Source organism: Borrelia sp. MN22-0132, assembly GCF_049201035.1.
In the GTDB taxonomy this organism is placed as follows: domain Bacteria; phylum Spirochaetota; class Spirochaetia; order Borreliales; family Borreliaceae; genus Borrelia; species Borrelia puertoricensis.
Genome location: NZ_CP138334.1, coordinates 429,555 through 451,551, shown reverse-complemented (window position 1 = coordinate 451,551; position 21,997 = coordinate 429,555). Strand labels below are relative to the sequence as shown.

22 protein-coding genes, 4 tRNA genes and 1 other RNA gene are annotated in these 21,997 nt (G+C 28.8%); 24 read left to right on the top strand and 3 right to left on the bottom strand.

Annotated elements, in window-relative coordinates:
* Positions 1 to 5 precede the first annotated feature (5 nt).
* Positions 6 to 872, top strand: a complete 867-nt coding sequence (locus tag R5397_RS02130; RefSeq protein ID WP_421622728.1) for a mechanosensitive ion channel family protein — start codon at positions 6 to 8, stop codon at positions 870 to 872.
* Here R5397_RS02130 and R5397_RS02125 read toward each other — a convergent pair.
* On the bottom strand, positions 869 to 2,020 hold the full coding sequence (locus R5397_RS02125) for a glycosyltransferase (RefSeq protein WP_421622727.1): 1,152 nt from the start codon (positions 2,018 to 2,020) through the stop codon (positions 869 to 871). The two genes, R5397_RS02130 and R5397_RS02125, sit on opposite strands and share 4 nt — an antisense overlap.
* A gap of 59 nt (positions 2,021 to 2,079) precedes the next feature.
* On the opposite strand from R5397_RS02125, the gene holA reads away from it, so the two are divergent.
* Complete coding sequence (gene holA, locus R5397_RS02120; RefSeq protein WP_421622726.1) at positions 2,080 to 3,069, top strand: DNA polymerase III subunit delta; 990 nt, start codon at positions 2,080 to 2,082, stop codon at positions 3,067 to 3,069.
* A 97-nt stretch (positions 3,070 to 3,166) separates the two neighbouring features.
* On the opposite strand, the gene uvrC is transcribed toward holA, so the two are convergent.
* Positions 3,167 to 4,975, bottom strand: coding sequence for an excinuclease ABC subunit UvrC (uvrC, locus tag R5397_RS02115; protein ID WP_421622725.1), 1,809 nt, complete (start codon positions 4,973 to 4,975; stop codon positions 3,167 to 3,169).
* A gap of 115 nt (positions 4,976 to 5,090) precedes the next feature.
* On the opposite strand from uvrC, the gene R5397_RS02110 reads away from it, so the two are divergent.
* From R5397_RS02110 to R5397_RS02095, 4 genes are all read left to right on the top strand, one after another.
* Complete coding sequence (locus R5397_RS02110) at positions 5,091 to 6,608, top strand: hypothetical protein (protein WP_421622724.1); 1,518 nt, start codon at positions 5,091 to 5,093, stop codon at positions 6,606 to 6,608.
* A complete protein-coding gene (locus R5397_RS02105) occupies positions 6,601 to 7,908 on the top strand; it encodes a tetratricopeptide repeat protein (RefSeq protein ID WP_421622723.1) in 1,308 nt (435 codons plus the stop codon). The genes R5397_RS02110 and R5397_RS02105 overlap by 8 nt, the downstream gene beginning before the upstream one ends.
* A 67-nt stretch (positions 7,909 to 7,975) precedes the next feature.
* Positions 7,976 to 8,065: transfer RNA gene (locus R5397_RS02100), tRNA-Ser, on the top strand.
* A 66-nt stretch (positions 8,066 to 8,131) separates the two neighbouring features.
* A tRNA-Ser gene (locus tag R5397_RS02095) sits at positions 8,132 to 8,217 on the top strand.
* Positions 8,218 to 8,248: 31 nt separating this feature from the next.
* Here the strand turns inward: R5397_RS02095 and R5397_RS02090 are convergent.
* Positions 8,249 to 8,935 (bottom strand): DUF3298 domain-containing protein, encoded by a 687-nt coding sequence (locus R5397_RS02090; protein WP_421622722.1) that lies wholly within the window; start codon positions 8,933 to 8,935, stop codon positions 8,249 to 8,251.
* A 128-nt stretch (positions 8,936 to 9,063) separates the two neighbouring features.
* Here R5397_RS02090 and R5397_RS02085 point away from each other — a divergent pair.
* The 18 genes from R5397_RS02085 (at position 9,064) to R5397_RS02000 (ending at position 21,905) form a co-directional block, all read left to right on the top strand.
* Positions 9,064 to 9,137 (top strand) — tRNA-Arg (locus tag R5397_RS02085).
* Positions 9,138 to 9,152: 15 nt separating this feature from the next.
* Positions 9,153 to 9,239 (top strand) — tRNA-Ser (locus tag R5397_RS02080).
* Positions 9,240 to 9,241: 2 nt separating this feature from the next.
* Positions 9,242 to 9,339: signal recognition particle sRNA small type (gene ffs / locus R5397_RS02075), an RNA gene on the top strand.
* A gap of 159 nt (positions 9,340 to 9,498) precedes the next feature.
* The gene (gene dnaX / locus R5397_RS02070; RefSeq protein ID WP_421622721.1) at positions 9,499 to 11,139 is read left to right on the top strand and encodes a DNA polymerase III subunit gamma/tau; all 1,641 of its coding nucleotides are present in this window, start codon (positions 9,499 to 9,501) and stop codon (positions 11,137 to 11,139) included.
* 6 nt (positions 11,140 to 11,145) lie between these two features.
* Positions 11,146 to 11,445 (top strand): YbaB/EbfC family nucleoid-associated protein, encoded by a 300-nt coding sequence (locus tag R5397_RS02065; RefSeq protein ID WP_421622720.1) that lies wholly within the window; start codon positions 11,146 to 11,148, stop codon positions 11,443 to 11,445.
* A gap of 3 nt (positions 11,446 to 11,448) precedes the next feature.
* Positions 11,449 to 12,033: a recombination mediator RecR gene (gene recR / locus R5397_RS02060; protein WP_421622719.1), complete on the top strand. Its 585-nt coding sequence runs from the start codon at positions 11,449 to 11,451 to the stop codon at positions 12,031 to 12,033.
* A 311-nt stretch (positions 12,034 to 12,344) separates the two neighbouring features.
* Entirely contained in the window at positions 12,345 to 12,854 is a 510-nt protein-coding gene (locus tag R5397_RS02055; RefSeq protein ID WP_421622718.1) for a nucleoside-diphosphate kinase, read from the top strand.
* Complete coding sequence (locus R5397_RS02050; RefSeq protein ID WP_421622717.1) at positions 12,829 to 13,680, top strand: DNA adenine methylase; 852 nt, start codon at positions 12,829 to 12,831, stop codon at positions 13,678 to 13,680. The genes R5397_RS02055 and R5397_RS02050 overlap by 26 nt, the downstream gene beginning before the upstream one ends.
* A gap of 234 nt (positions 13,681 to 13,914) precedes the next feature.
* On the top strand, positions 13,915 to 14,451 hold the full coding sequence (locus R5397_RS02045; RefSeq protein WP_421622716.1) for a hypothetical protein: 537 nt from the start codon (positions 13,915 to 13,917) through the stop codon (positions 14,449 to 14,451).
* On the top strand, positions 14,448 to 15,146 hold the full coding sequence (locus tag R5397_RS02040; protein WP_421622715.1) for an LptA/OstA family protein: 699 nt from the start codon (positions 14,448 to 14,450) through the stop codon (positions 15,144 to 15,146). Before R5397_RS02045 ends, R5397_RS02040 begins: the two co-directional genes overlap by 4 nt.
* Positions 15,124 to 15,915, top strand: a complete 792-nt coding sequence (gene lptB / locus R5397_RS02035; protein WP_247065620.1) for an LPS export ABC transporter ATP-binding protein — start codon at positions 15,124 to 15,126, stop codon at positions 15,913 to 15,915. The genes R5397_RS02040 and lptB overlap by 23 nt, the downstream gene beginning before the upstream one ends.
* Positions 15,912 to 16,601: a peptidoglycan editing factor PgeF gene (gene pgeF, locus R5397_RS02030; RefSeq protein ID WP_421622714.1), complete on the top strand. Its 690-nt coding sequence runs from the start codon at positions 15,912 to 15,914 to the stop codon at positions 16,599 to 16,601. Before lptB ends, pgeF begins: the two co-directional genes overlap by 4 nt.
* 1 nt (position 16,602) lies before the next feature.
* Positions 16,603 to 17,349, top strand: coding sequence for a Nif3-like dinuclear metal center hexameric protein (locus tag R5397_RS02025; protein WP_421623052.1), 747 nt, complete (start codon positions 16,603 to 16,605; stop codon positions 17,347 to 17,349).
* A 9-nt stretch (positions 17,350 to 17,358) separates the two neighbouring features.
* Positions 17,359 to 17,871 carry a signal peptidase II gene (gene lspA / locus R5397_RS02020; protein WP_421622713.1) on the top strand — a complete coding sequence of 171 codons (513 nt, stop codon included), beginning with the start codon at positions 17,359 to 17,361 and terminating at the stop codon, positions 17,869 to 17,871.
* A complete protein-coding gene (locus R5397_RS02015; protein WP_421622712.1) occupies positions 17,868 to 18,095 on the top strand; it encodes a hypothetical protein in 228 nt (75 codons plus the stop codon). Before lspA ends, R5397_RS02015 begins: the two co-directional genes overlap by 4 nt.
* 14 nt (positions 18,096 to 18,109) lie before the next feature.
* Positions 18,110 to 18,928 (top strand): YmdB family metallophosphoesterase, encoded by an 819-nt coding sequence (locus R5397_RS02010; protein WP_421622711.1) that lies wholly within the window; start codon positions 18,110 to 18,112, stop codon positions 18,926 to 18,928.
* 66 nt (positions 18,929 to 18,994) lie between these two features.
* Positions 18,995 to 20,275: a UDP-N-acetylglucosamine 1-carboxyvinyltransferase gene (gene murA, locus R5397_RS02005; protein WP_421622710.1), complete on the top strand. Its 1,281-nt coding sequence runs from the start codon at positions 18,995 to 18,997 to the stop codon at positions 20,273 to 20,275.
* 283 nt (positions 20,276 to 20,558) lie between these two features.
* The gene (locus R5397_RS02000) at positions 20,559 to 21,905 is read left to right on the top strand and encodes an MATE family efflux transporter (RefSeq protein WP_421622709.1); all 1,347 of its coding nucleotides are present in this window, start codon (positions 20,559 to 20,561) and stop codon (positions 21,903 to 21,905) included.
* The last annotated feature ends 92 nt before the right edge of the window (positions 21,906 to 21,997 follow it).

Here is a 21,997-nt window from a genome sequence, read left to right as displayed (position 1 = left end):
AGCTTATGGATAAACAGTCAAAAACGTTAAGTGTCTTTAGAGAAATATTTGTTTTTCAGGATTATGTCAATGAAATTTTTGAAATGGTGATAGTTTATGGATTAAAGGTTCTTGTAGCGTTGGTATTATGGTGTGTTTCAAGGTTTTTTGTCAAAAGGGTGGGTAGGCTTTTATTTAGTGCTTTTGAAAAATCTAAGTTAGAAACAAAATTAGATTCTACTATTCTTAATTTTTTTAAGTCATTTTTTGAAGTGATGATAGATATGATATTAATTTTGATGATTTTACCTTATCTTGGTGTTTCTACAACTTCTATTTTTGCTATATTTGGATCTCTAGGTCTTGCGGTTGGTCTTGCTGCTCAAGGGATTTTATCTGATTTTGTTAGCGGGTTTGTTGTTTTAAATTCCAGTTTTTTTAAAATTGGTGATTACATTAGCTGTGATGATGTTGAGGGTGAAGTAAATGATATTCATGTATTTTTTACTACACTCAAGACTGTAGATGGTAAAATTATTAAGATTCCAAATAGTAAGTTTACAGACACATCTGTTACTAATTTTTCTACAAATCCTGAAAGGAGGATTGCATTCGATTTTCAAGTTCCTTATGACATAGATATTGGTTCTCTTAAAAGTAGAATAGAAATTTTGGCATTTTCCTTTAATAAGGGACAATGTGGTATTAATAAGCCTAGTGTTGTTGTAAAGGAATATACTCCTTATTACATAGTCATGCAAGTGAGATCTTTTGTAAAAACCGAGTTTTTTTGGGATTTTCAATATTTCATAGCAGAAAATATTAAAGGTATTTTAGATGATATGGGAATAAAATTTCCCATTCATAACGTGGATTTTAACAAATTACGTTAATATTTTTTATTTTTAATGATTTCATAATAGTACTGTTCAATTTTTTCTACAAAAAATGAGCTTGAAAACATCATAGATGTCTCTTCTGTATTTTTTTTTAAAGTTTGTAATTTTTCTTCGTTTTCTATTATTTCTTTTATGTATTTATACAAATTTTCATAATTATCTATTAAGAATCCATTTTTTCCTTGCTGAATTACATCTTTGTATATTATGTCATTAATAAGTACCGCAGGTATACCGGCTGTTAATGCCTCAATTGTTGTCATTGGATATACTTCGCTTCTTGATAGACTTACAAATACATCAGATATTTTATAATAGTAATACATTTTTTCCCATGGAATTGTTCCAATAAGTATTATTTGTTTTTCAAGTTTATATTGCTTTCTAAATTGCCTTACTTTAGTTTCTTCTTTTCCCTTTCCTATGAGAATGAGCTTGCAATTTTTGTTTTCAATTAAAAGTTTTTTTAAATGTTTAATTAATAAGCATATATTTTTTTCTTCATTTATTCTTCCAACAAAGATTATGATTTTATCGTTTTTACTTATTCCATGTTTGGTTAAAATCTCTTGTTTTTTTTCTTGGCTTAGGTCTTTTATGAAAATTTTTCTGTCTACTCCATTTGGAATTATTTTATAGTCAGCATTTGTTGCAAGATGAAAATATTTGTCATGTGACTTAATTGATGGATAAATGAAATGATGGATTTGGTCATAAAATTTTTTCATCAGTTTGTCTGGATTAGTTAAATGTTTGAAAATTCCTAAGTAATGTAGATAATAATTCCACATTGTATGGTTTGTATGGACTATTGGAATATTGTGTTGTAGTGCTAATTTTTTCCCGATTTTTCCCATAGTGAATTCTGAATGTGTATGAATGATTTCAGGTTGATATTCTTGTATTATCTTTTTTATTCTTGTTTTGTTTGGGAATGCTATTTTGGCATCTACTGTGTGGTTCAATTTAATTGAGAAGCATCTGTGAATATGGTCTTCTTGTAAATCTGTTTTTTGAGATTGTGGACAGAAAATATAAACACTGTGACCTTTTCTTTCAAAACCTTCTTTAATTTGTTTTATAGATGTTGCTACTCCATTTTTGTCTGGAAGGTATGTATCTGTGAATATTGCAATTTTCATATTTTATCCTAATAATTGAAGTATAACATATTTATTACTTGGATTATAATATTATTTAAATGAAAGAAATTTATTTACTTTTAGGCAAAGAGCAGGGATTAAAAGAAGCTTATTTAAATGATATTTTTAGTAAGTTCAATGCTGATGATATATGTGTTACTAAGCTTTTTATGTCGGAATTGTCATCAATAGAGCTTTATGAACGACTTTTAACTAATTCTTTTTTTTCTAAAGAAGATGTCTTTATTATTTATGAGTCTGAAAATTTAAAAAGTAAAAAAGATTTAGAGTTGATTTATAGTACAATTTTAAAACCTTTAAATAAGATTCTTATTTTTGTTTCTAATGAAAATTCGATCAGTTTTGATCCCAAAGGTTCTTTTAATCTAGTTAAGAAAACTTTTTATGAGCTATCTGATACTGATAAATTTTTATTTGTAAAGAAAAGTTTTTTTAAACTTGGAATTAAAATTACAGATAAAGCCATACATTTAATGCTTTTTATGTTAGGTGCAGATACTAAGATTTTGCAGTTTTATGTAAATTCCTTTGCTCTTATGATTAAAAATAAGACGATTGATGAACATGATGTAAATTCTTGGCTTAGTTTTATGCGTCCTGAGAATTCTTTTTCCTTATTTGAATCAATTTTGAAGAAGGATATGGAGTCTGCTTTAGTTAGGATTAAATCCATCCTGGAGCAAGGAGAAGATTTGGTTAATATTGTAATGAGTCTTGGTTGGCAGTTTAAAAAATTTTTAAAGGTCAAAATAGATTGTGAGAGCTTGCATGACATTCCGTCTGTCTTTAAAAAGCATAAAATATTTGTCTCATTAGAGAAAGTTTATAAGATAGGACTTAAAAATTACTCGATTTTTGATATTAAATTTATTTTAAAGCTTTTACATAAGTTTGATTTATATGCAAGGATCTATGGTAAAAATATGCATTTGAATTTATCATATTTTATGATGTTAGTTTTGTTAAGTCAGGATGATACTATATTTGATAATTTTTCTTCTAAATTTAAATTTACTAATATTTTGTAATTGTTATTGTCTTTGTAATACAGTGTGTAAGAGCTTTTAAAACTTTTTTAGTATTGTTAATCTTTAACCTTTATTTTTAGTAATATGAACTGTTCAATTAAAACTCTATGGAATGAGTATTTTTCAAATTTTGATCTTCTGAGAATTTTTTTATTTTTTTAGCCATTTTGATATTGATTTTCATTTTTTGAGCTATTTCATCTTCGTTTAAGAGAAATATATCTTTGTATGTTCCAAGCGTTTTTAAAATATTTTTAGCTTTTTGTTCCCCAATTCCTTCTATTTTACTATAATGCAATTTTATATTTCTGCGTAATTTTCTATTAAAGCTATTTGCTTTTCTGTGAGCTTCATCTCGAACATTTTGTAATATTTTAAGAGCGGGATTTCCTTTTGGGAGTTTAATACCTTGTGTTTTGTTTGGTAAAAATATTGTTTCTTCTTGTTTTGCTAGAGCACAAATAGTGACTTTGTCTTCAATTTTTAATCCTTTTAAAATAGAGTAAGCAGCATTTAATTGACCTTTTCCTCCATCAATTAAGATTAAATTGGGTAATTCTAATTGCTCGTTAATTAGTTTTGTATATCTCCTTGATATAATTTCTTTTATTGCCTTAAAGTCATCAATTTCACCATCATTTAATGAATTGATTTTATAAACTCTGTATCCATCTTGAAAGGTTTTGCCCATTTTAAAGGTAACAAGTGATGCTACTGTTTTATATCCGTTAAGATGAGCAATATCAAATCCTTCAATTATTTTTGGTAATTTTGTCATTTCAAGAATGATCTTTAAATTTTCTAGTGCTTTATTGTTTTCATTATTATATGCTCTTAATGCGATTTCTGCGTTGGAAATTGCCATTTCTATTATCTTTATAGTGTCTTTGGTGTCTTCATAAACTATTTCAGTGTTTGTACTTTTAAGTTCATTTATTAGTTTTGTAATATCTTCAGTGTCAATCTTTTTAAAGATACATATTTTATCAGGTACTATCATATTTAAAGATGTATAGTACTGTGTTATAAATTCTGCTATTAGCTCATCCTCTTCATATATACTTTCATCAAAATTTATGTCTTTTTCTACTAGTTTGCCGTCTTTGTATTTAAATATTACTATTACATTTAAATTGTCGGTTTTATGAATGTATATATAGTCTGTGCTAAGTTTATTTATTTTTGTAATTATCTGTGTTTGACTTATCTCAATTAATGCTCTTTTAGTTTCTTTTAACTTTATTGCTGATTCAAAATCTTCCCTTTTAATTACCCCTTTCATTTTTATTTCAATTTCATTTAAAAGTTTAGATATGTTTCCATTTAAGATATGTCTTATTTTGTTTACTTCTTCTTTGTATTGTTCTTCAAGATCATTTCTGTAACAGACCCCAAGACATTGACCCATGTGAAAATAAAGACATGGGTTTTTTGATTTTTTTTTGCATTTCCTGGTTTTAAATGTTTTGTTGATAAGGTTTAGTACTAAGTCTAAGTGTTTTGCATTAACGTATGGACCAAAATATTCACTTCCGTCATTTATTATTTTCCTAGTTTTAAAGACTTTTGGGTATTTTTCGCAAGTTATTCTGATCATAGGATACCCTTTATCGTCTTTTAATTTGATGTTATAGTCTGGCTTGTGCTCCTTGATTAAGTTGCACTCTAAGAGTAGAGCTTCATATTCACTGTTTGTGGTAATTACTTCTATGTTTACTACGTTTCTCATTAGTATTTTGGTTTTAAGACTGATTTTTTCTAGAAAGTAGTTTTTTACTCTTGTTCTTAAATTTTTTGCTTTTCCAATATACAGTATCTTGTTGTCTTGTGAGTACATTTTATAACAGCCACTTGTTGTTGGGAATTCTTGTACTTTTTTGTGTAGACAATTTAAATGTTCTCTCATGTTGTCTATTATTGTTTCTAAGTAATCATTTTTATTTTTATGATATAATATTATATCATATTTGGGGTATTGTATATTTTTGATTTTTTTACGTTGAAAAAGATAAAGGTCTATAATGAGGTTAATTTTTATATTTTTGTTATTTTGTTTGTGTCTTTCTAGTGTTTTTTCTCAGGAACTTAAGTTGATTCTTGATGCTAAAGATGGATTTAAATTTATTCAGGAAGCTCATAACATTAGCTTTACGAGAGGTGATAGAGGTATCCTTGGAATTTATTTGGATAGACATAAGGGAGTTTTAGATTTTAATAATGTTGATTTTAGATTAGAAATAGAAAATGACAGTATTGTTAAGGATGCTGCTTTAAACTATTCTGTTGAATCAAATAATGCAAAAATTTCAAATTCTTTTCATAATATTGCAGGTAATTCTTTAATTTTTTATTCAAGTCGAAATACCATTAAACTTAAACCATTGACAAAAAAGGCTTTTTTCTGTTCAGGTAATGTAATTTCTGATTTTACTATCCAGTTTTGGGCATACCGTTCTACTTCTGTTACTGGAGAAGTTATTGTAAGTTGGAACGGGTATAAAAATATTAAAGGTGTTTGGCTAGATCAAGCCATTCGGTTGGAGAGTGAAGGCGGAACTTTCGTTTGGAATTTTAATAATGTGTTTTTAAATGATAATGGGGAACCTATTAAGATTAAGCTTAAGAGTGATGATGATTTTATTCCAAAAGAGTGGCATTTACATACTGTAAGGTATAGGCAAAAAGATGGGTTACTGGAATATTTAATAGATTCTAAACCTCAGGCCATAGAGTATGTTACTGCTGATAAGAGAGAAGGTTTTGGTTATTTGTTAAATATTGGTAATTTTATTGATTTTACATTGGGGCAGTATTTTACAGGGGCTATTGAAAATTTTGAAATTCATAAAAGTTTTGAAGAAGTACATAATGCTTTCTTTTCAAGAGATAAAGGATATATTATTACGGAACCAATCAAGCTATCTAAAGATTATTCTCAAATTTTATCTATAGAATTTGATACTGTGAAGCCAAAAGATACAGATATTTTTTATTATTATAGATTGGATAATAAGATGTTTTATAGAACAGATAATAATGGGAAAATAAAAAAGAACTTAACAGGAGATTGGATTCATTTTGATCCTAAAAATGGATTTCCTAAATTTGGTGTGTCAAAATATATTCAAATTAAGGTCGAACTTTATCCAAGCGGTGATCCTATAGACAGTCCATCTCTTTATAGCATGATTCTTACTTACATACCTGAGGCCGCACCTTTTCCTCCTCTAATAACAAAGGCTGCTCCAGGAGCTGGTGAGATATTGATTGAATGGTTCCCCGTTATTAGTAGTAATGTTGGTGGCTATTATATTTATATTGGAGTTAGTCCTGGTAATTATCATGATAGAGCTGGAAATATTTTGACATCTCCTATTGATGTTGGGAATCAGACTTCTTTTAGAATTACAGGTCTTGAGAATGGGAGACTTTATTATATTAGTGTTGCTTCTTATAATTTAGACAAGAGTGTCAATGAGGCGTCTTTTTCGAAAGAAATTTCTGTGAGACCTATGGAGTTTTTTAAGCAGTATGAATAGTATTGATTTTGAAAAAGCCTTAGAGCTTTATAAGAATGGTGATCTTAAGAGTGCGCTTTTAAATCTGGATGTTTTTGATGATAGTTTTGATTCTCTAGCTCTTAAGTCTCTTATTTATTTTAGACTTAAGGATTATAAGGCGCTCCTATATGTATTAGATACTTATCCTGTTTTAAGTGAGTATTGTTTTTTAATTAAGCTCTTACATTATGGTAAGTTTGAGGATCAGAAAGGTGAATTGAGTTATTTCCAAAATTATAATCTTGGGGTTTTTTATTTTGGATTGAAAGATTATGAGAAGTCTTTGAATTATTTTTTAAAATCTAGCCAGCAACATCCTAGTTTGATTCAGGCTATTAATAATGCTGCTATTTTACTTGAGATAATGGGTAAAAAAGATGAAGCTATCCGAATGCTTATTAAAGCTGCTGATGTGGATAAGAATAATGCTCTTATTAAATTGAATACTTGGTTTTTAAAAAATAATTGTATATTTAATAGTGCTAAACTGTTTGAGATAGATGAGAGCTTTAAAGAGGCTAATCTTTCTCTTGTTGTTAATTATTTGATGTATTACCTTTATTCTATTGGAGAGATAAGTAGTGCGGTTAAACTTTCTGAGAGGTTTTTAACAGATTCAAATTATTCTAAATATATTTGGCATAATAGAGCAACTATTTTGCATAAAATAGGTAATATGACGCAAGCCACTAAATCTTATGTAAAAGCTATTTTGAGTTTTCCTAATATCTATACAATATATAATATGCATATTGCTACAATAGAGCTTTTGAATTTTTCTCCTAAAAGATCTATTGATAGAATATTGTTAGATTATCCTAATATGGATTCAGTTTGTTTTTATGCGTTTTTGTTTTTTTTAAGAAATCGTGAACTTGAAAATGCTTATTTTTATATAAAAAAGCTTTGTGAAATTAAACCAGATACTTATTCTAAATTTTTAAATATACTTGAATCTAGAGAAGATATTTTGATTGAAGAACTTCTAGATGAATTTGCAATGGTTTTGAAAGGCAGGTGGACGTTGGAATATTTGTTTTTTATTGACAATTCTTTGAATTTAAAAGATCCTGTTTTTGTTTTTGATTATGATACTAGACTTTCTCCATATATTTGGAAAATTAAAAATGAGCATATTGAACTTAGAGCTAATAGCAATGAGGTAGAAATTACTAAGAAGATTTTTTCAGATGAACTTATGCAAGTTAAATTGGATGTTGCAATTAAAGAGATTAGGGATTTAATCGAAGCTTATAGGGATTTTAAGATCAATTGTTAAGATTTAAAGTTATTTTTTTGTTGACAATGTAATTACTCTAATATACTATTTATTAGTATGGCTGCAAGGAGAGATGCCAGAGTGGCCGAATGGGGCTTCCTGCTAAGAAGTTGTCCTTTTAAAAAGGGGACCATGGGTTCGAATCCCATTCTCTCCGTAAGAGTTTTCGTTAAGGATTGTCTTGACAAAGATTTCTTTAGTTTATTAGTATGATAATAGTTTGGGAGAGGTGGCAGAGTGGTTTAATGCTACGGTCTTGAAAACCGTCGTAGGTTTAGCCTACCGTGAGTTCGAATCTCACCCTCTCCGTTGCTTATTTTATTATGAGCAAATTTGACAATCAGTTTTCGGTATTATTATCGATTGGGAATATAAACTCAATTTTTCCATCTGCTCGTGGTCGTATTGTGAGCATGTCATAAAAGATCACCACATTATTGTTTTTAAAGTAATATTTATATTGTTTGAAAGTTTTTTCAAATTCTTCTTCAAATTTAGATTTATTATCAGAATGAATACTAAATTTTTTAAAATCTGTCTCTACCTGTGTCCTTAGTACTTGCATTAAAGAGTCTAATTGATCTTTTGAAATTATATCTGAGAGTTTTATTTTTTCTTTTCCTCTTAGATTAATTGGATGATATGTTGTAATTCCATTTGCATCATACTTATCTATTGTGTATTGACTGTATAGAATTGATGTTATTTTAAGGTCTGGGCTTTTAAATATTTCAAAGTCAGAATAATAAAAAAATTCATGGTTATAGTTTTTTGATTTTTTTGTTTTAAGAGATTCGATTTTATGGGCTTTCCATTCTTTTATAAGCTTTTCAAATCCAATTTCTAGACCTTCTGTAATGGGAATTTGGGCGTTTATCTGAAAAATATTATTATCTTCATCAGTGATGGTTTCTTTGATAATTTTTTTTTCAATATTAATGTCAGCATTTTCTATTTTTTGTGTATGTTTTGTGCATGATATTATTAGTAAAAATGTTGCTATTATGGTTGGAAGTTTAATTGTCATTTATTGCTCCTTTTTAGAGATGAATTAATGCTTTAATTTTGAATAATATTTTTTGATTATTTGTTATAAATTTGATTTTATTGTAATAAATAATAATTTTTATTACAATTGAAATTGAATGTTTGTTTGTGCCCATAGCTCAGCTGGATAGAGCATTAGATTGCGGTTCTGAAGGTCAGAGGTTCAAATCCTCTTGGGCACGAAAGTCGTTGGTTTTGGAGAGATGGCCGAGCGGCTTAAGGCGCACGCTTGGAAAGCGTGTATACATGAAAATGTATCATGGGTTCGAATCCCATTTTCTCCGATTCCTGGGATCCGCACTATTGAGTGTTGCCTAATCCCGTCAGGACTGGAAGGTAGCAGCGGTAAGTAATTACTCAATGAGTGCGAAAATCTTAGGATAAGTTTATTTTAGTTAAGTAGGCAAATAGGCTTTTATAAAATTAATACTTGATCATAAGTATTGATATATTATCAAATGATAATTTTTATTGTTTGAATGCTTTTGATTTTGTGTAATTTAAGGTTTAATTAAGATTTTTGTTAGTATATGGGGAGATGGGATGATATCTGCAAGAGGTACTGCCATTAAGAGGCGTCCCAGAGATTTGAATTCTCTTGAGGGGCAAGATTTTGTTGTTGAAACCTTAAAACATTCAATAGAAAATAATAAGATAGCAAATGCTTATATATTTTCAGGACCACGAGGAGTTGGTAAGACTTCTTCTGCAAGGGCTTTTGCACGATGTTTGAACTGTAAAATAGGGCCAACAATTATTCCTTGTGATATGTGTTTTAGTTGTAAATCCATTGATAATGATAATAAACTTGATATTATTGAGATTGATGGTGCTTCAAATACTTCTGTTCAAGATGTTAAACAAATTAAAGAAGAGATAATGTTCCCCCCTGCCAGCTCTAGATATAGGGTTTATATTATTGATGAAGTGCATATGCTTTCAAATTCTGCTTTCAATGCTCTTTTAAAAACAATTGAAGAGCCCCCTAGCTATATTGTTTTTATTTTTGCTACGACAGAGGTACACAAGCTTCCAGATACAATAAAGAGCAGGTGTCAACATTTTAATTTTAGACTTTTGCCTTTGGATAAGGTTTATGAAATGTTAAAGAATGTTTGTCTTGAAGATAACATTCAATATGAAGATGAGGCTTTAAGGTGGATTGCTTATAAGAGTGGAGGAAGTGTAAGGGATGCTTATACTCTCTTTGATCAGATTGTGTCATTAAGTAATTCCGATATACAATTTGAAGAGATCAGATCCAAGATGGGGTTTACTAGTAGTGAATTTTTAGAAAAATTGGCACTAAGCATTCTTAATGATGATTTAAAAGAATTGCTTTGTATTTTAGATGCTGTTTTTTTAACCGGGATTTCATATGAGCAATTTCTTTTTGATACTATTGAATTTTTTAGAGAGATATTATTTCTAAAATTAGGTATTAAAAATCTTATGTTTATTGGTATTAAGCCTGAGAGTTTAAAAGAAAAATTATTAAGTTTTGATTTAAAGCATGTTGAGAGAAGTATTAGTGTACTACTTGAAACTTATAGGGATTTGCAGTTTTCAGTGAATCCTAAATATGAAATTGAGATTAATTTTATTAAGATACTTAGACTTAAAGATTACGTGTCCAGTCATGTTTTAATTAAGCAAATTCAAGATATTGAAGCTAAGGTGCTTGATGAGGTTGGTTTGAATTTAAATGATACTGACTTAGATACGGATATAGAACCAAAATTAGGAAATATCTCTTCAGTAGAGCCATTGGAATTGGGTCTTGACAAAACTGAGACTGCATTAGAGGCTGAAGTTAAAACTTCTACTCATCTTGACCTTGATGGGGATGATATTGATGAAATTTTTATAGAAACAAAAGATAATTTTAATAAGGTATATAATAATGATAAAATTAAAGAAAGTTTTGTTTATTTAGTATCTAAGTATGTTCAAACTTTAGTATATTCAGGAGAGGTTTTGATTGACAATGATGTGCTTTATTATAAAATTTTTAGTGGATTTGAGTATAATCAGCTACAAGCCTATCAGAATGAGATAAGAGCTGAATTTTGTAAAGAATTTCCTAGATTAAATGTTGTATTTCAAAAGCAGTTTGAGGATGATGATTTTGATAATAAGGTATTAAAAATTAAAAACATTTTTGGAGCAAGTGAGGTAAAGTAATAGGATATGGCAGTAAATCCATTAGATTTTTTAAAGAATATGTCAGGGTTTAAAGATAATATTGATAATTTTAAAAAAGAAATATCCCAAATTGTTGTATGTGGAAGAGCAGGAAGCGATGTTGTCATTGTTGAGATGAATGGAGAATTTGTTGTTAAGAAAGTTTCAATTAAGGAAGAATTTTTTAGTGATTTAGATAATGAGGCCCTTGAGCACATGATAAAATCGGCTTTTAATGACGCTATTTCTAAGGTTAAGGAAGAGATAAAGTCAAAAACAATGGGTTCTATTCCATTTGGGATTTAAAATTTGATTATACAAGATTTAATTGTTTTACTTTCTAAGTTGCCAGGTATAGGTAGAAAGACAGCAGTACGAATGGTTTATGATATTTTGTATAATGGTGAGGAGTATTCAAGAGCTTTGGGACGAATTTTAATTAGGTTTCATTCTAGTATAAGAAAATGTAAAAATTGTTATAGTTTTTCTGAGGGAGAATTTTGTAATATTTGTATGGATCTAAGTAGATGTAAGGATATGATTTGTGTTGTAGAGATGCCGCAAGACTTAGAGGTTATTGAGTCTACTAGAGAATATGATGGATTGTATTTTGTGCTTCATGGTCATCTTGATCCTTTAAGAGATATTGGTCCAAATAGGCTAAATCTTGATAAATTAGCAAATTATGTTAGGGAACTTGGGGCTCAAGAAGTGATTATTGCTACAGAATTCAGCATTGAAGGTGATGTGACGGCAAATTATATTAGAGACATTTTAAAGAATTTAGATATTAATGTTACAAGAATAGCATCTGGTCTTCCTGTTGGAGGTAGTATTAGTAATGCAGATAAAATTACTACTCTGAGGGCTTTGCGTTTAAGACTTAAAATGTAAGCTTAGGTATTTATTTTTATAACTTTTAAAAAGTGTTTCAATTGAGTTTTTATATTATTGAAGTATTAGTTTTAATTTTCTAATTTGTCGTTTTAAATATTAAACTTATTTGTAAGTGTATTTTTTTTAAGCTTAATAACACAGTAAGATACTTTGACATGTTTTTATATTGATGTATTAATTTTTAAAAATTAAATTTTTTGAAAATAGATTATTTTTTCTATATTTTTTTTTGAAATTTATGTTTATAAACTTAATAAGTTATGTCTTATAATTAACTTGAATTGTATTGAAAACATTGGGAGGTTTTTATGTCTACTTTAATACAAAGAACTTTATGTATTATTAAACCTGATGGCGTTAGGAGGGGGTTGATTGGTAATGTGATTTCTAGATTTGAAAGAACGGGACTGAAAATTGTGGCTGCTAAGATGATTTTAGTTAATAGAGAAATGGCTCAGGCACATTATTTATATGATGATATTGCTGTAAGGCATGGTGAGTTTGTTTGGCATTCTTTGATTAATTTTATAATAAGTTCTCCAGTTTTTGTGTTTGTTGTTGAAGGTATTGAGGCTGTTGAAGTCGTTAGAAAATTTTGTGGTTCTACAGAACCAAAGATGGCTTCTCCTGGGACAATTAGAGGTGATTTTGCTTATCATAGTTTTAACTATGCAAATGAGAAGGAATTTTCAGTTTACAACGTAATTCATGCTTCTGCTAATGTTGATGATGCTTTTCGTGAAGTATCCCTTTGGTTTAAAGAAAATGAAATTTTAACTTATAAAAGGGACGATGAGTTTGAACATTATTATGGCTAATGTTGGTATGAACATTGCAATACGGCCTATCTTGAAATGGGCTGGTGGTAAGAAAAATTTGTTGAGCTCTATTTTAGACAATATTCCTCTTGCTTTTAATAATTATATCGAACCTTTTATAGGCGGAGGAGCATTATTTTTTGCTTTGAATTTAAAAAATTCAATTATTAATGATATAAATTCTAATTTGATTAATTTTTATAGGGAAATTGCCTATAATTTAGATAATTTTCTGTTAGAAATTGAGAAATATAATAATGCTCCTTTAACTAAGGAGTATTATGTTCATATTAGAAATAGTTTTAATAATGGGAATTTGACTAATTTAGAAAAGGCATGTGTTTTTCTTTATTTAAATAAAACTTGTTATAATGGTCTTTATAGGGAAAATAGTAATGGGAGATTTAATACTCCTTTTGGTAAACATAAAAAAATTAGTCTTTATGAAATTAAAAATTTACAATTGGCTTCTAAGCTTTTAAAGGAGGTTAAGATTTTAAATCTAGATTTTTTTTGTTTACTTGATTTTATAAAAAAAGATGATTTTGTTTATCTTGATCCACCTTATATTCCTTATTCCAAAACAAGTAATTTTACAAGTTATAGTAAGTATGGATTTGATTTTAGAATGCATGAAAAATTATTACAATTTTGTGACAAAATAGACAAAAAAGGGGCTAAGTTCTTACTTTCAAATTCTAATACTGCGTCTAGTCTTGAACTATATAAAAACTATAATGTTACTTTTGTTGATGCGAAAAGATTTATTAATTCAAATCCAATTAAACGTGTCAGTATAAGAGAAATTTTAGTGAAAAATTTTTAGGGGTATTGCATAATTGTTGTAGTATTTTTTAGTAGTCATAAAAATGAACTATTTTAAAGAAAATCAGAAATTTATGTGTTGTGATTAGTTTGTATTATAGATTTTTTAGATTTAACAGATGTGGATAATAATTACTTAAATCTGATGAGTGAGAGTCGCGTTGAGGTTTTGGTGTTTATTTTTCAATTGTAAAGCTTAAAATACATCTTTTTATAATCTTGTGTAAGGATTTGTATGATGAGATTTGTTTTGTTTTATTTTTTGTCGATTTTGCTTTTCTTAAATTGTACTTTTGATTACGATGAGCATTCTGGTAGGACAAGCGCTGCAAAAGAAACCCCTTCAATACAAATATTAGGGATTAGTTATCATAACGTTGTAAGTGGAAAGAAGCAAACTATATTGGAAGCTTTAAGCTTTAATTATTTTAATTATTACAAAATTTATAAAATTGATAATGGAAGATTTTTGTATCATGCTTTGGAAAATCGGATTTCAGGTAGATTTAATAATTTAGAAGGCTCTCATGTTACTAAAGATTTAGATATAAAGGATTCTGTGGAGTTAAAAATAGAAGATGTGAATAACTATTATCTTATTAATACCAATAGGCTTTTATGGAAAGATAATGACAAAAAACTATTATCTCCTCCAAATGAGTTAGTGTTTATTAGATTTGATGAGAGTAATATAACTGGAAAGGGTTTTTCATATTTTTTGAAGAATAATAATTTTTATTTTTATTCTGGTATTGATGGACTTGTAAAATGAAAAGTTTAGTTATCTGTTTGGTTTGTATTTCTTTTTTAAGTAGTTATGCACAAGATGAAAAGAGTTTCAGTAAGTCTTCTAAATTGAAGACTGAAGGGGATGTACATAAAAAGAATGAATTTACTTTTAGAGCGGATTTTTCACATGGTATTTTTTCTTCTGTTTATAGGAGAGTTATTTTAAAAGGAAATCCTGAGGTGATTTCTTCTGATTTTAAGCTTAGAGCTGATGAGATTGAAATTTATGGTGAAGGGAGTGCTTATATTGAGGCCCGTGGCAATGTTTATTATGAGGATTATGTAAATAAAATGAATGTTAAGTCACAATTTTTATTTGTTAATAGAAAATTAGATAATTTTTATCTTCAAAAAGGTGTTGAGCTTGAAGATTTGGAAAATGAACTTATTGTTAAAGCCGAAAGAATAGAAGGTAATCGTAAGACAAGTGTTTATATTATGCAGTATTCTGTTAAGATATATAAAGGTGATATTTTTGCACGAGCTGAGAACGGAATTTATAATAAGGAAGAGAAAAAGATTGTTCTTGAAGGTGTTCCAGTGATTTATCAAGATGATAATTATTATTCTGCTTCAAGGATAATTTTTAATACAGAAACCAAAAAATATAATCTTGAGGGTGATGTTGAAGGTAAATTTACTCAAGAGGAGGGAGATGTTCCTCAACAAAAAAAATAGCATAAAGTCAATAAAAGAAAAGCTTAGCCTTGACACTGTTACTAATATTGTTCTTAAGGCAGATAATGTTGTTAAGAGATATGGAAAAAAATTAGCCGTTAATGGTGTGACCATTGATGTTCATCGAGGTGAAGTTGTAGGTTTGCTTGGTCCAAATGGTGCTGGGAAAACTACAACATTTTATACTATTGTAGGTTTTATTAAAGCTAATAGTGGACGTGTCTTGATAAATAGTCATGATATTTCTGGTCTTAACATGTATGAGCGGGCACGGCTAGGAATTGTGTATCTGCCACAAGAACCGTCTATTTTTAGGGAGCTTACAGTTGAAGATAATATTTTAATTGCTCTTGAGAGGCGAGAAGATTTATCTCAAACTGAGCGTAAAATGGAACTTGTAAATTTGCTTAAAGACTTTGAAATCAAGAGAATACAACATCAAAAAGCTTATACTCTCTCTGGTGGAGAGAGAAGGCGGACTGAAATAGCTAGGGCTTTAGCAGTGAGTCCATACTTTTTATTGCTTGATGAGCCTTTTGCAGGTATTGATCCTATTGCTATTGGAGATATAAAAGATATAATAAGAATTTTGAAAAGCAAGAATATTGGAGTTTTAATTACGGATCATAATGTAAGAGATGCTTTTGATATAATAGATAGGGCTTATATTATTTATCAAGGTCAGGTGCTTGATGAGGGAAATGTTGATTATATTATAAATAGTGAAAAAGCTAAAAGGCTTTATTTAGGTGAAGAATTTAGATTATGAGATTAATAGAGAGTGAACTTTATTATGAGTTTGAATTAGATCCTAGCATTAAATTGATCTATACTAAAAAGCCTTTTGATTTAAATATAAGAGATATTAGTATTGATAATTTAAGTTTTATCCCTAAAGATAAAAAAGTCAAATATTTAAAACAGTTACATACGAATGTTGTTTATGAAGTTTCTGATGATTTTGTTAATTTTCAGGAAGGAGATGGGCTTGTCTCTTCTTCCTGCAATGTTGCCCTTCTTGCTTATTATGCAGATTGTCTTCCGATATATATATTTGACAAATCAAAAAAATATATTGGACTTGCTCATAGTGGATATAAGGGTAGTTTTAAGCTCATTATTTTGAAAATGTTATTTATGTTTGAGAGTATGGGTTCAAATTTTGAGGATTTGAAAATTGTATTTGGACCTTATAATAGGTTATGTTGTTATGAGGTTTCATCAGAGTTTTTATCAGAAATAAATTTAAAATTTAGTAAGAAGTTATTAGATATGTCTTTTTATAAAAAGGATGATAAAATATATTTTGACAATGCCAATTTTAATTTGGGATTGATTTCTAATTTTAATTTAGATGTTGAGGATTCAGGTTTGTGTACTTATTGTAATTGCAATCTTTATTCCCATAGAAAGTTTAAGGGCAAGAGAAGTTACGCTGCGATTTGGAGAACTTAATTTGACTGTTAAAGAATTATCGTTTAATTTGGATGAAATATTTAAAGTAAAGGATTACAGGAATATTGACAAGAGTCTTAATGGACTTCAAGTGGGTAATTTAGAACTTGAGGTTAAAAGAGTCGCTTTTGCTGTTGATGCAAGTATGTCAATTTTAAGAGAGGCAAAAGATTATGATTTTTTAGTAACTCATCATGGTATTTTTTGGTCAAAATCGGAAAAAATTGTTTCTGGGATGTATGAAAAAGTTAAATGGCTTATTGATAATGATTTATCACTTTACTGTGTTCATTTACCGATGGATGCTCATCCTGTTTATTCTCATAGCAGAGTATTGTCTGATTTTTTTGGGTTTCATAGTCCTATTCCCTTTGCAAATTATAAGGGGATTAATTTAGGTATTATTTCTATTGCTGGTTTTAATTTTTCTGAGATTTTAAAAAAATTTGAAGTTCATAATAAACATATTCTTTATTACAAAAAATTTAAGGAATATGTTGAAAAGGTAGCTATTGTTAGTGGTTCTGGGTATTCTTTTTTTGAGGAATCATTAGAACATGGTGTTGATTTGTTTATAACAGGGGATACCTCTCATCAGATATATTCTTTAGCTGAAGAGTATGGTGTGAATTTGATATTTGCTGGTCATTATTTTACCGAAACATTTGGCTTAATAAAATTGATGGAATATTTTAGAAGTCAGAAAAAATTAGAGGTTAATTTTATTTTAAAAAATACTAATTTATAAGGATTTCATATGAATATAAATAGAAGCAGATTAATTAACAATTTTATATTTATCTCTATTTTAGTTTTTTTTGATCAATGGTCTAAGTATTTAGTTGTTAAATATATCAGAATTGGAACTGAGTATTTATCTTTTTTTGGAGATTTTTTTAAAATAATACATGTAAGAAATACTGGTGTTTTATTTTCAATAGGTTCTAATATTGATCCTAGCTTGAAGAATTTGTTTTTTCTTATAATTCCTATTATTGTTTTGATTTTTGTTTTTTCTTTTGCTTTGAAAGAAACTGATAAAATAGCTAGAATTGCTCTTGTATTGATTTTATCTGGTGGTATTGGGAATATTATCGATAGACTTTTTAGACCGTTAGGGGTTGTAGATTTTTTGGATGTGAAATTTTTTGGTATCTTTGGACTTCAGAGATGGCCAACTTTTAACTTTGCAGACAGTTATGTTGTTATAGGAATAACTTTATTTATAATTTACGATTTGTTTGTCAAGAATCAAAGTACCAATTTATGAAGATTTTATACTTTATTTTATGTTCATTAATTAATTTGTCTTTAATGTTTTTGGTTTTTTTTCTTGAATTTCTTTTTATTGCTAAACTAAATATTATTGTTTCGTCTGTTTTTCAGCTTATTTTAGTTTTTTTTATGATTATTATTGCAATTGTGATAAGCTATGTTTTATCAAGTATTATTTTAAAAAATATTATTTCTAAGTTTTTTAATCTGGATAAATAAAGAGAGAGGCTTTCGTGAGTTTGCGGATTTTGATTGCTGGGGAGGTTGTAGGTAAGCCTGGCATTGTTGTGATAAAGAACTTTTTGTCTTCTTTTAAACAAAGAAAGGGAATTGATTTTGTGATATCTGGTAATAATTTTACTACAGGGTTTCGAGGTCTTTGTAAGAGACATGCATTTTTGCTAAAAAAGTATGGTGTAGATGTTTTAACTTTAGGAGAAAATGCATTTGTAAGAACTGGACTGAGTGATGAACTTGATAAATATAATTTTATTTTAAAACCTTTAAATTGTCCTACCAAATTAAAAGGTTTCTCTTATTTTATTTACAGTGTTAGTGGTAGTAAGATTGCCGTAATTAGACTTGTTGGACAGACGGGAATTACAAAATATAATTTTAATAATCCTTTTTTTTCTTTTGATTATTTTTACGAAAAAATTAAATTACACACTAATAATATAATTGTGCTTTTTGATTCAAATACTACAGCTGAGGTTAATGCTATGTTTTTTTATCTAAAATCTAGAGTTAGTGCTTGTTTAGGTATTGGTAAGAGGATATTAACAGCAGATCTTAGGATTTTTGATACTACTGCAGTTATTACTGATCTTGGTAGAGTTGGTAGTCTAAATAGTGTTATTGGATACGAGCCTAAATTTGAGATAGATAAATTCTTAAGAGGTTTTTTGAATAATCGATTTACTGAGTCTTGGGATGGACTTGGCTTTAATGGTGTTATAGTTGAGATTGATAATGGTAAAGCTGTTATGGTTGAAGTTGTAAGAGAATATATCGATTTTGATGGTTATCTTGAGAATAGTAATGATGTTTAAAGAGATACTTTTAATTTTCTAAAATGTGCTTTATGTATACAAGTTTTGTTTAGTGTGGAGGTAATAATGTATAGCTATCTTGTAGAGGGTGGTTTTAAAATAGGTGGAAAGATAACAGCTAGTGGAAATAAGAATGCGGCTTTGCCTTGCATTACAGCGACATTACTTACAGATAAAGAAGTTATTTTAGAAAATATTCCAGATATTAAAGATGTAGAGGTTATTTTAAGCATTTTAAAGGACATAGGGGCTGAAGTATTAAGGGAAGGTGATATTCTTAAAATTAAGGCTTTAAATGTTGTGAAGACTGAGGTAGATTCTTCTTTGACGGATTTAGTTAGGGCCTCTATTTTGTTTGTGGGCCCTATGCTTGCTAGATGTGGTAGAATCGATATTGCTCCTCCTGGTGGAGATGTTATTGGTAAGAGACGTCTTGATACTCATTTTTATGGACTTGGCAAACTTGGTGCTAGGTTGATTGAGGGTGAACGGATTGTTTTAGAAATAGATAAGTTGGTTGGTGCTTGTATGTTTTTAGATGAGGCATCAGTTACTGCTACTGAAAATATTATTATGACTGCTGTTCTTGCTTTTGGTGAGACTGTGATAATTAATGCTGCATGTGAACCGCATGTTCAAGATTTGTGTAACATGTTGAATTCTATGGGTGCTGATATTTCTGGTATTGGTTCTAATGTTATTAGAATAAAGGGTGTAAAAAAATTAAGTGGTACTAGATTTCGAATAGGGGCTGATTTCATGCAGGTGGGTTCTTTAATTAGCCTTTCTGCATTAACGGGTGGTGAGCTTGAGATTAATAAAGCTGATCCTAAAAATTTTGTTTTAATAAGACATGTATATTCAAGGCTTGGCATTAATTTTGAGTATGATAACGAAAATATATATGTCAAAGAAAAACAGGATTTGAAGGTAAAATTGGATTTTGGGGGACATATTCCCAAAATTGATGATGGGCCTTGGCCAGCTTTTCCAACAGATCTTATGAGTATAATGATAGTAACTGCGACTCAAGTTTACGGGACTGTTCTTATTTTTGAGAAAATGTTTGAATCAAGAATGTTTTTTGTAGATAAGCTTATTAAAATGGGTGCTCAGATCGTCCTTTGTGATCCCCATCGTGTGGTGGTTACAGGAAAAACCATTCTTAAGGGAAGTAATGTATCTTCTCCTGATGTTAGGGCTGGCATGTCTTTGCTTATTGCAGCTCTTTGTGCTGAAGGTGAGAGCCGCATTCAAAATGTTTATCAAATTGAAAGAGGATATGAGGATGTTGTTGTCAAGTTAGGTTCTTTAGGAGCAAAGATTACTAGAGTGGAAGAGAGGTGAAAATTTTATTTTTATTTGATTATAAGCAAGCTTGCCTTTTTAAGAATGGCAAGATAAAAAAATGTTATTGTTAGTATTATCCAGATTTATGGATTAGTCTATATGTTTTGCATTACAAAATATGGTGTTTTATGCATTTGTATATCTTTGATGTTTATGGAAGAAAAAAGTTTTTCATAATTTTCTTAATCCGCTTTATTTATTTTTTTAAAGTTCAATAAAAGCATTTTTTTTATAGAATTTGACAATTTATCAGTATAATAAAATGCAAGGTGTGTTCTTTATGTTATTAAGTAGAGCTAAAACGAGGGAATTAATATTAGAAGGCAATTTATATCGAGTGTTTTTATTTATTAGTTTTCCTATTGTGATAACCAATGTTCTTCAGGCTTTTTATGAGCTTGTAGATATGTTTTATGTTGGTAAGCTTGGAGCTATGCCACTTGCTGCATTATCTCTTACTGGTCCTATTAATTTTTTTATTATGGTTTTTGCTATGGGAATGGCTATAGGAAGTGTATCATTAATGTCTAGATGTATTGGAGAAGAGACTTTTGCTAAGTTTTCAAAATATGCAGGGCAATTAATATTTTTAAATTTTGTATTGTCTTTGTTTGTTGCAGTTTTAGTTTTAATCTTTATAGATTCAATTTTAGATATTATGAGTATAACTGGTGAACTTAGAGAACTTACAAAATCTTATTTTTATGTCGTAATCTATGCGATACCAGTAATGTTTTTAAGTGTTTCCGTTGTGTACATATTAAATGCTCAAGGAGAGACTGTCATTGCAATGATGCTGATTTTGGTTGCAAATGTTATTAATTTTATTCTTGATCCAGTCTTTATATTTACTTTTGGTTTAGGTATTTCTGGTGCTGCTTGGGCTACTCTATTGTCTAAATTAATGACAGTTTTATCTTATCTTTTTTTTACTTATAGATTAAATTATGGAATTAAGGTGCATTTTAAAGATATTATTCCAGACATTTATGTAATAAAAAATATTATTAATTTGGGATTTCCGGCGATTTTTGGACAGATGATGGCTTCCCTGTCTTTTTTAATTTTTAATTACATTGTAATTCAAATCAGCTCAAAGTTTTTAGCTGCTTATGGTATGGTTAATAATATTATTTCTTTTTTACTTCTTCCTGGAATGAGTATTGGTACTGGAATTATTGCGATTGTTGGACAAAATATTGGTGCAAAGAATATTAGTAGGGTAGAAGATATTTTAAAAAAGGGATTTTTTGTTACCTTGATAATAATGATCACAGTTGCATCATTTTTAATATCTTTTAAAGAGATTATAATAGAAACTTTTACAAATGATTTGGAAGTTGTTGGTTATGCTAATAGTTATTTTTTATTGTCATCGATTGGAACTATTGGATTTGGTTTGCAACAAGTTTTTTTGGGTGGATTAGTAGGTGCAGGACTTACAAAACTTGTTATGATTGTTATTTGTGTTCGTCTTTGGATGATTCGGTTGCCGGCTGTGTTTGCTTTGCAATATTTTGGAATTATAGAAGATTCGCTGGGTTATGCTTTTATAATCTCAAATTATGTGGCTTTGATTATCTTGTTATGTTTGACTTTTACTAAATATTGGGAAAATACACAATAAGATCGATATTCAAATTCGGATTGGTTCATTTCATTTTACGTTAGTTTTATGTTAATCTTATCAGAACCCAAGAGTAGATAAATTGGTTTTGG